A 13160-nucleotide genomic window follows, 5' to 3' on the forward strand; every position below is an offset into this window, starting at 1 on the left:
GATGCATTAACATCGGGTCTTGGATATGTATGACAAATCTTATTTCGTTTTTTGATCCGCAAGAGCTTTATTTAATTCAGCTTTAGCTTCGTCTAATTTCTTCTTTTTCTTGTTGATTTTTTCTTTTGATTCTTGATTTTTAACCGCTTTGTTGTACTCATCGGTTCTTTCCTTAACTTCTTTTTGTTTTTCTTTTACTTTTTTGTCAAGGTCATTGGCAACTGTTTTTGTAGTACAGTTCTTTTTAGTTTGAGCTATTGCCTCTTCAACACCTTTAATTTGATTTTGATTTCCAGCTTTCTTAGCGTATTCTAATTTTGTGTTCAATTCACATAATTTTCTTTCGCATCCTTTCAATTCTTTACAATTAGTTTGTGCAAACCCCATAGATGTGATTGCAAAAAAGGCTACTGATAAAATTTTTGTTTTTACTGACATATATTTATTTTTAAAATTGTTTTAGTAATTATTCACACTACATAATAATTATAAAGGTAAGGAATTTACTTTAGTTGCCCTTGTTCAGATACTTCTTTTAGGATTTTGTTTCGTTCTAAAAGGAATTGAATTAAATGTTTCTTTAAAAATAAATCATCAAATAATTGTCCTAAGATCCCAAACGGAGTTTCATATTGTAATTTATCAGTCATGATTGTTTGCCTATTTTCTTCTTCAAAAAAATGTTCGTGTTTAAATGATTTAAATTTTCCTTCAACCATTTCATCTACAAAGTAGTCGTAAAAATTAATTGCAGTAATCCGGCTTTTGTGTGTTAAGTAAAACCCAAAGTGTTTTCCTCGCCAGGTTACAGTTTCATTATAACTTATTAATCCAGTTGTTACGCCTGCAATTGCTTTTTCATTTGATTTACTTGCAGATCGTAGGTGAACATCAATATCTCTGGAATTATCAAAGACGATTTGTTTTGGTGCTTTTATTTTTGTTGTAAGATGAATTGTTGTCATTGATTTATCGTGTGTTTTGCTCAATCTTGTCATTTCGACAAGGGAGAAATCTCCGTAAGTAACTCCCCAAAGATTAAAACTTTGAAAATAATATTTGACTTTGATTGTCGAGCTTCTTGAGAAGATTTCTCCCTTGTCGAAATGACAAGATTGTTGAAATTTGCATGTGGAAAAGCTTCATGTTTTGACAAAGTTTTAATTCAATAGGTTTCGAAAAGCAACTTCTATATTATCGAACTTAAATTTAAATCCACTTTCTATAAGCCTTTTCGGAATTACATTTCGACTTTTTAAAACTAATTCGGGTTGTGTTCGAATAAAGAAAGCTCCTATTTTAAGCAGAAATGTATTCAGTGGGATCCCGAAAGGAAAACCAATACTTCTTTGAAGTTTCTTCATAAAGTCTGCATCACGAATCGGTTTTGGAGAAACAAGATTAACAATCCCAATCATTTCTTTTTGGAGTATAAAATCTATTGCATTTGCAAAATCGTCTTCATGGATCCAACTAATAAATTGATTTCCTTTTCCTTGTTTCCCTCCGAATCCAATTTTGGCTAAGGTTTTAAGCGGAATTAAAGCACCGCCTTTCTTTCCTAAAACTATTGAGGTCCTTAAAGCAGTTTTTAATGTATTTGGAGTTTCTGTTTTAAAGAATGCTTTCTCCCAAGATAAAGCTACATTTATAGAAAAATCATTTCCAATTTCGCCAGTAGTTTCATCCATTTCTTTATCTAATGAAAATCGATAAATGGTAGCTGTTGATGAATTTAGCCAATGCTTAGGTGGAGTTACACAATTTAAAATAGCTTTGTTTAAAATTCGGGTACTTTCTATTCGAGATAATAGAATTTCTCTTTTGTTTTCTTTGGTATAACGACAATCTACAGATTTTCCTGCTAGATTAATTAAAGCCGTTGCGCCTTCAAGCTCATTTTCCCAACCAGAAAAAGTTTTTGCATTCCAGTTAACGTATTTAATTGCATCTATGGTTTGTGATTTTCCTCGGGTGAGAATTACAATTTCTTCAAATTTATTTTTGAAATGATTGACTAAAACTTGTCCTAGAAAACCTGTTCCAGCTGCGATAATAAGCTTACTCATTTTGTGAAGTATTAAACCTAACAGGTTTTTAAAACCTGCTAGGTTTGGTTATCAATTAAACTTTTAAAACTAATCTGTCTTCTTGTTGTGCTTCTCTGGCTTTTCTTTTTCCTCTAAAAAAGAAATACAAATTAAGGAATAACATTAAACCGAGGTAAATAGAAAAACTTCCTATTTTATAACTTAAAGCTTCAATTAAGATTTGATAGTTACTAATGTCTTCGCTTATTCTTAATATCATTAATGCAAAGCCAAGATTAAGTAGATAAAAACCTGTTTCAAAAAGTTTATTTGTTGCATCGGCAATTTCTTCTCTCCCTCTAAAAATGTCTAACATGTATATTTTTCCGTTTGCGAATAAAGTTTTAGAAACATAATAGGTAAGGAAAAGTGCTATTGGTAAATAGATTGCATAACCGACTAAAATTTTTGTAGTTTCCATGGTGTTTGATTTACTAGTTATTAATTAATTTCTGAACGTATTTAGTTATTATAATGATGTTTACATAATGTAATCCTGAGATTATAAATATGATAAGTGCGGTTTTGGTTGCTATTACTTCTATGAGTTGGTTGGTAGCTATTATTGTTTCCCACGAAATTAAAGTCATGGCACAATAACCAATATTTAATAGATAATACCCCAAAAGCAATATCTGGTTTATTCGAAGGCATAAATCTTCATGATCGGGTATAAGTTCAGAAACGAACACGTTACCATTTTTATAACAGGATTTTCCAACCCGAACAATAATGAAAATGGTAATTATTAAGTAAATGAAGTACCCAATAATATTAAGATTTGCATTCATGACTTTATTTTTTTCTTGTTTTCGACAGTAATCTTAGAGCCAATCGCTAAAAAAGTCGAAAGTGGTTTTGATTGATTCAGGAAAGCAAAATCTTTTCCGTAATTATCTTCAAAATCAACATCTATTTTATAATCGATTATTGCTAGTTGTTCCCATCTTGGATGAGTTACTTCATACTCAAAAGTGGTATTTTTATCGTATTTTGTATATCCAAAATAATGCTCAGTAATAAATTCGGCTTCAGAGTTTAATTCTATTTCCGTTTTTTGTTTTTCAGTTTGAACCTCAATTGAATTCCATTTGTTATGGTTTTCCCATTGGTAAACAAACGTTTTAGATGCTGCATTTTCGCTAACAGAATGTTCCATTTTATTGGTTTGGTAATGTTCATTGTATAATGTGTTTGCAATAAAAGTAATGGCAGTTTTCGGGACTATCTCTTTTATAAATACGACTCCGCGTTTCCATTGTCTATTTTCAAATCGTTTTACATAAAAGCGAAGGTTTACTTCTTCAAAATTGATATGAAAAGGAACTTTTATGCCTAATACTTTTGTATTCTCAAACATAAAACCAACTAGGCTCACATAACATTTGTTGTTCCATAAATCTATTTTGGTTCCTGGAGGAACATATTTTTCTAATGTTTTAGCATCAACTTCGTAATTAAATAATGCTAAATTTTTCCATTCGGCGGTTAAGAAGCTCATAGGTTTGCTTTTCTATAGATTATTACTGAAAGATAAATGGCAAGAAGTATTGGGATTAATATAAGACCGTGTTTTAGTATCGGTATATATTCGATTTTTGGGAATGCAAACCATGTTGCAAAATATATAATTACAGTTGTAATATAGATTTGGAGATTTCTGTCATATGGTTCATCTATTATCATTTTTATAGCTATAATAACTTGAAATATGCCTGTTATGATTGTTGCAAGGATACCTAAAATAGGGAATACTTCATGGATAATCCCTGCGATACCCAGTATAACTGGTAAACTGACAAAAAAGTAATTTAGATAGTTTATTGCTTTCATAGTTATTTATTATTTTAAACTTTCAGAAAAAAATGAAAGTTTTGATTAAATTTTTTTAGTTTTGAGGTTTTACTTCATAATCTTTAGAACCAAACGTCCCAACCAGTTTTCATTAAATTCTGTCATTTTATCAAGCATATTGTCTGCCTTTAATACAAAATCATACAACTTGGTGGTTTGCTCAACAAAGTGTTTTTCTTCTGCTGAATCTTTCGAGTCAATAGATGAAACTTCTTTTAATATTTTAAGAGCAGGTTTAATTTCGCGTTTACTTCTTTCTCTTGCGATTTTTACAGCAAGTTCGTCTAAATCTTTTTCGGCAGTAAAGAATTCTCTTCTTTCTCCCGATTTGTATTCTTTGTAAACAATTCCCCAATCCATCAAAGCACGTAAATTCATGCTGGCATTACCACGAGAAATTTGCAATTCTTCCATTACATCTTCCATAGAAACAGGTTCGTTGGATACCATTAATAAAGCATGGATTTGTGCCATGGTTTTATTAATACCCCATTGAGAACCTAATGCTCCCCATGTTTGAACGAATTTATTTTTTGCTTCTTTGAATTCCATATAGCAAATGTAAATAAAAGTTTTTAAACTTTCAAAAATAAATGAAAGTTTGTTTTCGTGAAGTATAATTTATTTTTCAATGAATTTAAAATTAGTTATTTATAGGTTTTTGTGTTCTATGTCATTTTTTGTTTGTTTCATGACCAAAATTTCCCGTTTGATACCATTTTGTTAAAAATGCCTATTTATTTATAATAGCTTTGAAATAGAAGTTAGCCCCAAATCTATCATTTATAATAGTTTTTTTGATATTTAAATGATTCAGCTAACTCATTAAATGAGTGGAGCAGAACCCACTAAAACAAACGGACTGTTTCGCACAGTACAAAGCGGAGGCGGATCTGAAAAGCCTTATGAGTAGGACAAAACTATTATTATGCAAGCAATACCTGTAAAAGTAAAAAATGTGAATGTGTATCCTTATGTTGAATGGAATGGTGGAGGCGTTGGGCCTGTTATTCTTCCTGTTATTGAAGGAGCTAGTGGAACCTATGGATTTGGTACACTTGGGAGATCTTTATTCTATAATCTTAATTTAGAAAGCCACAAACCAAAACTTAACATCCATCATAAATATGTAGCAACGGGAGAGAACGAAGATGGTACTCGTTTTACTACTGAGTGGATGTTTTGTACAAATGTTAGTGATGATTCACAATTTGGAAGAACTATAACATTGGGTAACTAGGCTACTACAATGATTTTTTCACATGACTAATAACTTATAAAAGTTATTAGTCATGAAGTAAAACAATAATTAGTATTAAAAACTATAACGATGGGAATAATTATGCCATACGGCGTCGCTATTAGAGAAGCTTTAGTATCAAATGATTTGGCTAAGATGGAGGCTGTCGCTAAACAAGCGAAGCAAACCATAAAAGATCAAGGAGATCTAACTGTAGCTCTGCTAGACTTGCTAGACGCAATAGATTCTTTAAAAAAGAAAAAATAAACTGACTTGTACAGAGAAACAAGGGGGTAACTGAAAAACCTAAAGAGTAAGAATAACTATAAACATAAGATATTATGTCAACAGTACTTTACGGAGTAGGAATCAGAGAAGCGATAGCTTCAAATGATTTAGAAAAAATGGTTGCAGTAGCTGAGCAAGCTAAGAAAACCATAAGAGATCAAAAAGATTTGCATGTAGCATTGGTAGAATTGCTTGATGCAATTGATGCTTTGAAAAAGAAAAAGTAATCGAAAAAAGACGGTTTATTAAGTTTTACTTTTTAAGCCGTTTTTTTAATCAATTATCAAACCATAAATAGAAAATTAAGATGGACAAGACTTCGGCACGATACAGAGTAAGAGATGATTATGAAACAGCTACTCCAGTTCATGTAGTGTGGGAAATTACTTTAGCATGTAATTTGAAATGCTCACATTGCGGATCTAGAGCTGGAAAAGTAAGACCTGGAGAATTAACTACGGAACAATGTTTTGGTGTTATTGATAGTCTTAAACGTCTTGGTACAAGAGAGATTTCTATTATTGGTGGAGAAGCTTTTTTGAGAAAAGACTGGCTTGAAATTATCGAAAGAATACATCAAAGTGGGATTGAATGTTCTATGCAGTCTGGTGCATATAATTTAAACGAAGAACGAATCATTGATGCAAAAAAAGCAGGAATAAATAATATAGGTGTTTCCATCGATGGGATGCCTGATACACATAATAAAATAAGAGGAAGAAGAGATTCTTTTGAACATGCTGTTAATTGCTTACAACTGCTAAAAAAACACAATATAACTTCTAGTGTAAATACAGTAATTACTAAAAGAAGCAAAAATGAGCTGAATGAACTCTTAGATGTTCTAATAGAAAATGATGTAAAGAACTGGCAAATACAACTTGCTGTTGCTATGGGTAATGCCGTGGATAATTCAGATGAGTTAATAGTTCAGCCTTATGAATTAATTGATTTTTACGATGACCTTATTGTAATATACAGAAAAGCCTTAGCACATAATATTTTAATACAGGCAGGAAATAACATTGGTTATTTTGGACCGTATGAACATATTTGGAGACAAGGTAATGAAAAATATTATACAGGATGTTCTGCAGGACATACAGGAATAGGAATTGAGGCTGATGGTAAAATTAAAGGTTGCCCTTCATTACCAACAAGCGCATATACAGGAGGGAATGTAAAAGATATGGAGTTGGAAGACATATGGAAGTATAGTGAAGAAATGGTTTTTTCAAGATATAGAAATAAAGAAGAATTGTGGGGTGGTTGTAAAGGCTGTTATTATGAATCTTCTTGTTTGGCTGGCTGTACATGGACAAGTCATGTGTTGTTTGGGAAGAGAGGTAATAATCCTTTTTGCCATCATCGCGCTTTAGAATTACAAAAGAAAGGCCTTAAGGAGCGAATAAGAAAAATACAAGAAGCACCAGGCGTATCTTTTGATATGGGGCTTTTTGAAATTATAGTTGAAGATGAAAATGGAGTAATAGTAGAGATACAATCACCAAATAGTGAAACTCCCATTCCAGTTCCTGATAATACAATTCGGGTTCCAAGAATCCCCAAAGCACTTAAGTTGTGCAGCGGATGTGATAATTATGTTTATGAAGAAGAAACTATTTGCAGTTTTTGTAATGCTGACGTTCAAAAAGTAAATGATGAATATGCAGTTAAAATGGAAAAAGCAAAGCAAACGTTGGAAAAGTTAGAAATGTTAATGATGAAATAATATCGAACTGTTTTTAGATTTAAGTTTTCATTCTTCCTATAGATTTTAAATACTGCAAAAAACTAATGTTGCTGCATTTTAGATGTTAGTTTTTTATAAAGTGTTCACTTTTAATTGGTTGCCCGGAATGGTTTTATTCCGATTATTGTTTGCTCTATGGATAAAAAAACCTGTCTTATGACATTTTTTTATTTATGACTTTGGATGTATTGTAATTTTAATAAAGAAAATAGAAAGAGATTGCTTAGAAAGGTTGTTTCTAATAAATCAAAAATTTTGGAGCAGAACCCAATAAAAAAAACGAGGCGGTACTGAAAAGCCTTACGAGTAAGGAAAAATTTAAATTAGAAAATTATGTCAAATTTATTAGTAGGTGCTTATTTAGCACAAGGCACAATCGGAAATGTTGGAATACCAGGTGCTCCAATCGCAAGATTTAGTTTAGTAGTAGTACCATCTCAACATTCTGTGACAGGTACTGTAGTAATTACTCAGGCTATACAAGGCCCTGATAGCCATATCGTTGTTCCGGTAACAGGAAAAATATATGCAACAGGGCTTGGAAAGTATACAAAAGTAGTTAGTCTTAATGGACAATATGTGCATCATGTAACTCCTCCAGCTATAGGTGCATTTTTAGCCAATTTTGATGCTGCATTTGCTATTGATAATAGTTGGAATGGAATTGGAGGATTTTCATACTATAATCATACAATTGAAGACGTACCAGTAAAAGCTTTAGCAGTTCTAAAAGAAGAATTGGCATAAATGCAAAAGCCTAAATTGAATAGGAAGTTAATTTATTCGAAAAGGTCGTCTGTTCAGATGGCCTTTTTTTGAAGCTTAGTTTTTATGAAATGTTAATTTGATTATTTTTTTTATTGAAAATCAGGTATTTATACGTTGTTTTGATTTGTTAGATTATTGTTTCTTTAGTCTTGAAAAACCAAATAGTTTTAATAAAATGAAATCAGCCCCAATGATTTTTAATACTTAACCTATAAAAAATTAAATATGTCGCACGATCCCCCAAATTTAGTTTCTGATACATGGAATTATCGAAGCCTGGACTATCATTCAGACTTATCTCTTAGTGAAAAACTTTTAAAAGAGGAAAGAGTTGCTGAGGTTATTAAAGTACCAAGAATTAATCAAGTCCCGATAAGAGGTTCTTTCTCGATTTCAGACTTTGCAACGATTGTAGGTAGAAACAGTTTACTTAACAGGAGTAGTGTAATGGAAATGTTTTGTTTAGAACCAGAGGAGAACCATGAATTATCTTAGATAAGGAAATAGTATAATACTTCATTCTAAATTCTAAAAAATAAATAAAACCAAGAAATTATGAAAAAAATATATATTATTAGCCTACTAGTTATTGTAATAATTGGAGGTATAGGATTCTACTTTTTTAATAAAAAAGGGCTGTCAACTGGGTATGCTGATGCTAAATCAGCTCCATGTGATTGCGAAACTAGTTGGTTTCCTCATGAACAGACTCCAGCTCCAAAAGAAGGTGATGGAAGTCCATTTGATAGCCAGACGACAACAAATTGTGATTTTCATCAATGGTCGTGGCAAAAATTTTTGTGGCTTACAAAGCCTTTACAAAGTGGGAATCCTTTGTTTTTGGATTCTCTTAGAGTGGTTGATCCTCAGATGGAGCGAGTTAATCCACAGTTTGGTTTAAAATTGGTTCTAAGTTCTTACAATCAAGCTGGTTTTGATGAAGGTATTTTAGTATCTAATCCTAAAGTTAATTCAGAGAAAAGAGCTGGTGGTGATACAGTATTTTATTCTATCCACATTAATGATATATTTATGAAGAAGGCTGTTTTAGCAGCATCTATGATTAATAGTGGAAAATTGCCTTATTCTAATTTGGAGGCATTTCCTGTTGGTTCCCTTGAGTTAAAAGTTTCGTGGATTAATGTAAATTCAATTGCGAAAGAGAAGCGTGCAGATTATTTCACAACTAAAGCAGCTGTTCAAAATAAGAAGAATAAATATGAGATAAAAACTATGGCACTATTGGGAATGCATGTTGTAGGAGTTGTAAAAAATCATCCTGAATTTATTTGGGCTACCTTTGAGCATAAAGAGATGGCCCCTGTTTATGATTGGAAAAATAATTCTGTAACTTCTGAAAAGGAGATGTTGTTTTATGAAAAAGGAACAACTTCAGGGGTGCAAGGCATAACGTTAAAAGGGCATAATCCATTAGTGCCAAATAAGGCATTTGTTCTCTATGAATATGGTGTTCCTAGAGTTTTAGATTCGAGCTCGTTTATGGTTACAAGCCAAACAGAACCAGTGAATTTTAATAACATTGATAATCTCAATAAATGTGTACAAGCAAATTTGAAAGATGTCTTTAAGAATTATTTTTATAACGGTGCTATTTGGTTAAATACTAGTGGTATGTCTCCTGAAAAGCAGGCTGATACAATTGTAAAAAGTGCAATAGCTAGCGTGTTACCAGGTTCATTAGCACGAGGTTCTTCGAATTTAGCTAATGTAACAATGGAAACATATACACAAACATTTCAAGATGATGTTCATACTATTAATGCTACTAATTTGGTAAATTGTTTTACATGTCATCAATCCCAAAATTCTGATACGATACGAGGTATAGGGAAATCCCCTTTGTATCTAAGTCATGTATTCGAGTCGTATTTGTTTATGACAAAACCTAATCTAAAAAATCAAAATAATGCAAAAATAAACCGCATTGAAGAAATACGATTATTAAAGATTGCTCAACTTAAAAAGATTGTTAAAGCTCAGGAATAAGAAGATTATTAATGCAAATCATGTCAAATTTAATGATAACTAAGGGCTAGTAAGAAGTAGAGTATCAAAACGGGAGGGCATTGGTCCCTTAAACAGCAAAATGAGAATAACCAAAAAGCAGCTAAAATTTAGTGTTTTAGCTGCTTTTATCTGTTATTAAGATACTATAAATCTTAGAAAATTAAATTTGAATAAAAAAGGGGGGAATAAATTTAAAGCCTTTTAATTTTTAAATCAATCCTGCTCTTTTTAATAAAGCTTCAGGTTTTGGTTCTTGACCTCTAAAACGTTTGTATAAAATCATTGGATGTTCCGTTCCTCCTTTTGAAAGGACATTGTCTTTAAACTTAGTTGCAACCTCCTTATTGAAAATCCCTTTTTCCTGAAAGTATTCAAATGCATCGGCATCTAGAACTTCTGCCCATTTGTAGCTGTAATATCCAGAAGAATATCCTCCTTGAAAAATATGTGAAAAAGCAGTACTCATTGCATTTTCTTTCACATCAGGATATAATTGAGTGTCTTTAAATTGCTCCGTTTCAAATGTTTTTAAATCAGTGATTGCAGTTGGATCTTGCCCGTGCCAAGCCATGTCTAATAGTCCAAAACTTAACTGACGTAACGTTGCTAAACCTTCTTGAAAACTTGCACTCTCTTTGATTTTATTTACATATTCCATCGGAATAATTTCTCCAGTTTCATAGTGGTTCGCAAATAAAGCTAAAGCCTCAGGCTCGTAGCACCAGTTTTCCATAATCTGACTTGGTAATTCTACAAAATCCCAATAAACTGATGTTCCAGATAAACTTGGGTAAGTTGTATCAGCTAACATTCCGTGTAATCCGTGACCAAATTCGTGAAACAAAGTTGTTACTTCATTAAAAGTCAATAATGAAGGTTTTGTTTCAGTTGGTTTTGTAAAATTACAAACGTTCGAAATATGCGGTCTTTCGTTTACGCCATCTTTTCTATATTGATGTTTAAACGATGTCATCCAGGCACCATTTCTCTTTCCTTTTCTTGGAAAAAAGTCGGCGTAGAAGATTGAAACTAATTCGTTTTTATCATTTGTAACTTCATAAGTCATTACCTCTTCATGGTATTTGTCAATATCAAATATTTCTGTAAAAGTAAGTCCGTATAGTTTTCCTGCAATTGTGAAAGCACCGTTAAGTACTTTCTCTAATTGAAAATATGGTTTTAGTTTTTCGTCATCCAGATTAAAAAGCTGTTGTTTTAATTTCTCCGAATAGTAAGCACCATCCCATTTTTCTAATTGCTCAATTCCGTCCAACTCTTTTGCAAAAGCAGTAAGTTGAGCAAATTCTTTTTTGGCAGCAGGTTTTGCTTTAGCCAATAAATCATTAGAAAAAGAGAATACTTTTTCAGGGTTTTCAGCCATACGTTCTTCGAGAACAAAATGAGCATGTGTTTTATATCCGAGCAAATTGGCTCTTTCAAAACGTAATTTTACGATTTTAAGCACAATTTCCTGATTGTCAAATTCATTATTCTGAAATGCTTTTGCTCCAAAAGCGATTGCTAGTTTTTTACGCAATTCACGATTATCAGCATAGGTCATAAACGGAACATAGCTTGGATGATCTAGAGTAAAAATCCACCCTTCTTTTTCTTGGCTTTTGGCCAATGAACGAGCTGCTTCGATAGTTCCTTCAGGTAATCCTGCAAGATCACTTTCATTTGTTAGATGCAATTCGAAAGCATTTGTCTCAGCTAAAACATTCTCGCCAAATTGCAAACTCAATTTAGATAATTCTTTGTCAATTTCTCTTAATTGATCTTTTTTATCTTCGGGTAAATTAGCTCCGTTTCTAGAAAAGCTCTTGTATTTTTTGTCAAGAAGTGTCGTTTGTTCAGGATTAAGATTTAGATTTTCTTTTTGGTCATAAACGGCTTTTATCTTGACAAATAATGCAGCGTTTAGTGTAATGTCATTTCCAAATTCAGATAATAATGGAGAAACTTCCTGAGCGATTTTTTGCATTTCGTCGCTCGTTTCCGCTGAGTTTAAGTTGAAAAAAACACTCGAAAGACGATCTAAAATGTCACCTGAAAAATCCATTGCTACAACTGTATTTTCAAAAGTTGGCGCTTCGGGATTGTTAACAATTGCATCAATTTCGGCTTTCGCCAAAGCAATTCCTTCCTGAAATGCAGGAACGTAGTCTTCGATTTTAATTTGCGAAAAAGGTGCTGTATTATGCTTGGTTGTAAATTTTGAAAGTAAGACGTTCATTATGATGTAATTATTTTATGAATTGAACTCAATGTTTTTGAATTCCAAAGATAACAATTTATAAAAATCTAATCGTTTAAACCAGATCGATTCTCGGCATAAAATCCTCTTAAATTGTGTTATAGATATGTTATTTATTTCTGTACACATTTTTAAAAGCGTAAATTGAAAAAATGTGATTAGAATTATAAAATGCTAATCAGAAATTATAAAATAGAAAAATGATGAATTATCAAATTGTAATAAAGAGAATAGATACTGTAAACGAAGTTGAAGGATATTGGTCAGATGAAGATCTTATTCAGTTATTAGAACGATTCAACTATCCAGATGGTGCATCGGCAGAAAAAAGTAGTTTGCCCGAGTTATTAGAAATGGCTATTTCCGATTACGAGCCTAATGAAGCAGCCGAGATAGTCTTAAAATATAAATTTGCTGATAGATTAAGCGATGGACAAATCGAGCAAATAGCGCATAATATGTTAATAGATAAGGTTTGTGAAGAATATCCAGAAATAGATATGCAAGGAACTTTATTCCATATAAATCAATTACTGTTTAAAGCATATAACGGAAAATTTCCAAACGCAAAAGCTTCTATCGTTCATTTTTCAATGACACCAACTGATGGTGAAGTACAAAAATTGACAGCCGAAAACGTACTGAAATTATTGAATAATGGTTTGTCTGACAGAAATCTTATAAAAAGATTGTTTGAAAATCAAATGTCACAAAATATTTCATTTCCCGAAGCTGCGGCTATTGTTTGGGAATTGACTACTCAAGACGATATAAATTACAATTTGGTTACTTCAGAGAATTGGATAAACAACGAAGACATAAATGAATATGAATTTGAATCTGTTTTAGAGGAAATCGAAGATGAGGCGTAATTAAATAAAC

17 protein-coding genes are annotated in these 13160 nt (G+C 31.9%); 8 read left to right on the top strand and 9 right to left on the bottom strand.

The annotated features are described in order from the left end of the window. Positions 1-39: 39 nt before the first annotated feature. The 8 genes from LPB87_RS04065 to LPB87_RS04100 all read right to left on the bottom strand — a co-directional run bounded on the left by LPB87_RS04065 (position 40) and on the right by LPB87_RS04100 (position 4496). Complete coding sequence (locus LPB87_RS04065) at positions 40-438, bottom strand: DUF1090 family protein (protein WP_230605035.1); 399 nt, start codon at positions 436-438, stop codon at positions 40-42. A 65-nt stretch (positions 439-503) separates the two neighbouring features. After that, the gene (locus tag LPB87_RS04070; RefSeq protein ID WP_230605036.1) at positions 504-965 is read right to left on the bottom strand and encodes an SRPBCC family protein; all 462 of its coding nucleotides are present in this window, start codon (positions 963-965) and stop codon (positions 504-506) included. 195 nt (positions 966-1160) lie between these two features. Beyond that, a complete protein-coding gene (locus LPB87_RS04075; RefSeq protein WP_230605037.1) occupies positions 1161-2069 on the bottom strand; it encodes a TIGR01777 family oxidoreductase in 909 nt (302 codons plus the stop codon). A gap of 55 nt (positions 2070-2124) precedes the next feature. Next, the gene (locus tag LPB87_RS04080; RefSeq protein WP_230605038.1) at positions 2125-2511 is read right to left on the bottom strand and encodes a hypothetical protein; all 387 of its coding nucleotides are present in this window, start codon (positions 2509-2511) and stop codon (positions 2125-2127) included. Between the two features lie 13 nt (positions 2512-2524). Beyond that, complete coding sequence (locus LPB87_RS04085) at positions 2525-2881, bottom strand: hypothetical protein (protein ID WP_230605039.1); 357 nt, start codon at positions 2879-2881, stop codon at positions 2525-2527. Then, a complete protein-coding gene (locus LPB87_RS04090) occupies positions 2878-3591 on the bottom strand; it encodes a DUF2071 domain-containing protein (RefSeq protein ID WP_230605040.1) in 714 nt (237 codons plus the stop codon). The genes LPB87_RS04085 and LPB87_RS04090 overlap by 4 nt, the downstream gene beginning before the upstream one ends. Further along, positions 3588-3923 carry a hypothetical protein gene (locus LPB87_RS04095; RefSeq protein ID WP_230605041.1) on the bottom strand — a complete coding sequence of 112 codons (336 nt, stop codon included), beginning with the start codon at positions 3921-3923 and terminating at the stop codon, positions 3588-3590. The genes LPB87_RS04090 and LPB87_RS04095 overlap by 4 nt, the downstream gene beginning before the upstream one ends. 69 nt (positions 3924-3992) lie before the next feature. After that, the gene (locus LPB87_RS04100) at positions 3993-4496 is read right to left on the bottom strand and encodes a MarR family transcriptional regulator (RefSeq protein ID WP_230605042.1); all 504 of its coding nucleotides are present in this window, start codon (positions 4494-4496) and stop codon (positions 3993-3995) included. Positions 4497-4872: 376 nt separating this feature from the next. Between LPB87_RS04100 and LPB87_RS04105 the strand changes: the two genes are divergently transcribed. The 7 genes from LPB87_RS04105 (at position 4873) to LPB87_RS04135 (ending at position 10000) form a co-directional block, all read left to right on the top strand. Continuing rightward, complete coding sequence (locus LPB87_RS04105) at positions 4873-5184, top strand: hypothetical protein (protein WP_129539821.1); 312 nt, start codon at positions 4873-4875, stop codon at positions 5182-5184. A gap of 102 nt (positions 5185-5286) precedes the next feature. Next, positions 5287-5451 carry a DUF1843 domain-containing protein gene (locus tag LPB87_RS04110; RefSeq protein WP_230605043.1) on the top strand — a complete coding sequence of 55 codons (165 nt, stop codon included), beginning with the start codon at positions 5287-5289 and terminating at the stop codon, positions 5449-5451. A 74-nt stretch (positions 5452-5525) separates the two neighbouring features. Continuing rightward, a complete protein-coding gene (locus tag LPB87_RS04115) occupies positions 5526-5699 on the top strand; it encodes a DUF1843 domain-containing protein (RefSeq protein ID WP_230605044.1) in 174 nt (57 codons plus the stop codon). A gap of 80 nt (positions 5700-5779) precedes the next feature. Beyond that, entirely contained in the window at positions 5780-7204 is a 1425-nt protein-coding gene (locus LPB87_RS04120; RefSeq protein ID WP_230605045.1) for a radical SAM protein, read from the top strand. A gap of 354 nt (positions 7205-7558) precedes the next feature. Next, positions 7559-7972, top strand: a complete 414-nt coding sequence (locus tag LPB87_RS04125; protein WP_129539818.1) for a DUF1842 domain-containing protein — start codon at positions 7559-7561, stop codon at positions 7970-7972. A gap of 246 nt (positions 7973-8218) precedes the next feature. Continuing rightward, entirely contained in the window at positions 8219-8488 is a 270-nt protein-coding gene (locus tag LPB87_RS04130; protein WP_129539817.1) for a hypothetical protein, read from the top strand. Between the two features lie 60 nt (positions 8489-8548). Further along, complete coding sequence (locus LPB87_RS04135; protein ID WP_129539816.1) at positions 8549-10000, top strand: hypothetical protein; 1452 nt, start codon at positions 8549-8551, stop codon at positions 9998-10000. Positions 10001-10229: 229 nt separating this feature from the next. On the opposite strand, the gene LPB87_RS04140 is transcribed toward LPB87_RS04135, so the two are convergent. After that, positions 10230-12257 carry a M3 family metallopeptidase gene (locus LPB87_RS04140; protein ID WP_230605046.1) on the bottom strand — a complete coding sequence of 676 codons (2028 nt, stop codon included), beginning with the start codon at positions 12255-12257 and terminating at the stop codon, positions 10230-10232. Positions 12258-12478: 221 nt separating this feature from the next. On the opposite strand from LPB87_RS04140, the gene LPB87_RS04145 reads away from it, so the two are divergent. Next, the gene (locus tag LPB87_RS04145; protein WP_230605047.1) at positions 12479-13150 is read left to right on the top strand and encodes a hypothetical protein; all 672 of its coding nucleotides are present in this window, start codon (positions 12479-12481) and stop codon (positions 13148-13150) included. The last annotated feature ends 10 nt before the right edge of the window (positions 13151-13160 follow it).

It is taken from the genome of Flavobacterium sp. EDS (genome assembly GCF_020991525.1).
GTDB lineage: Bacteria > Bacteroidota > Bacteroidia > Flavobacteriales > Flavobacteriaceae > Flavobacterium.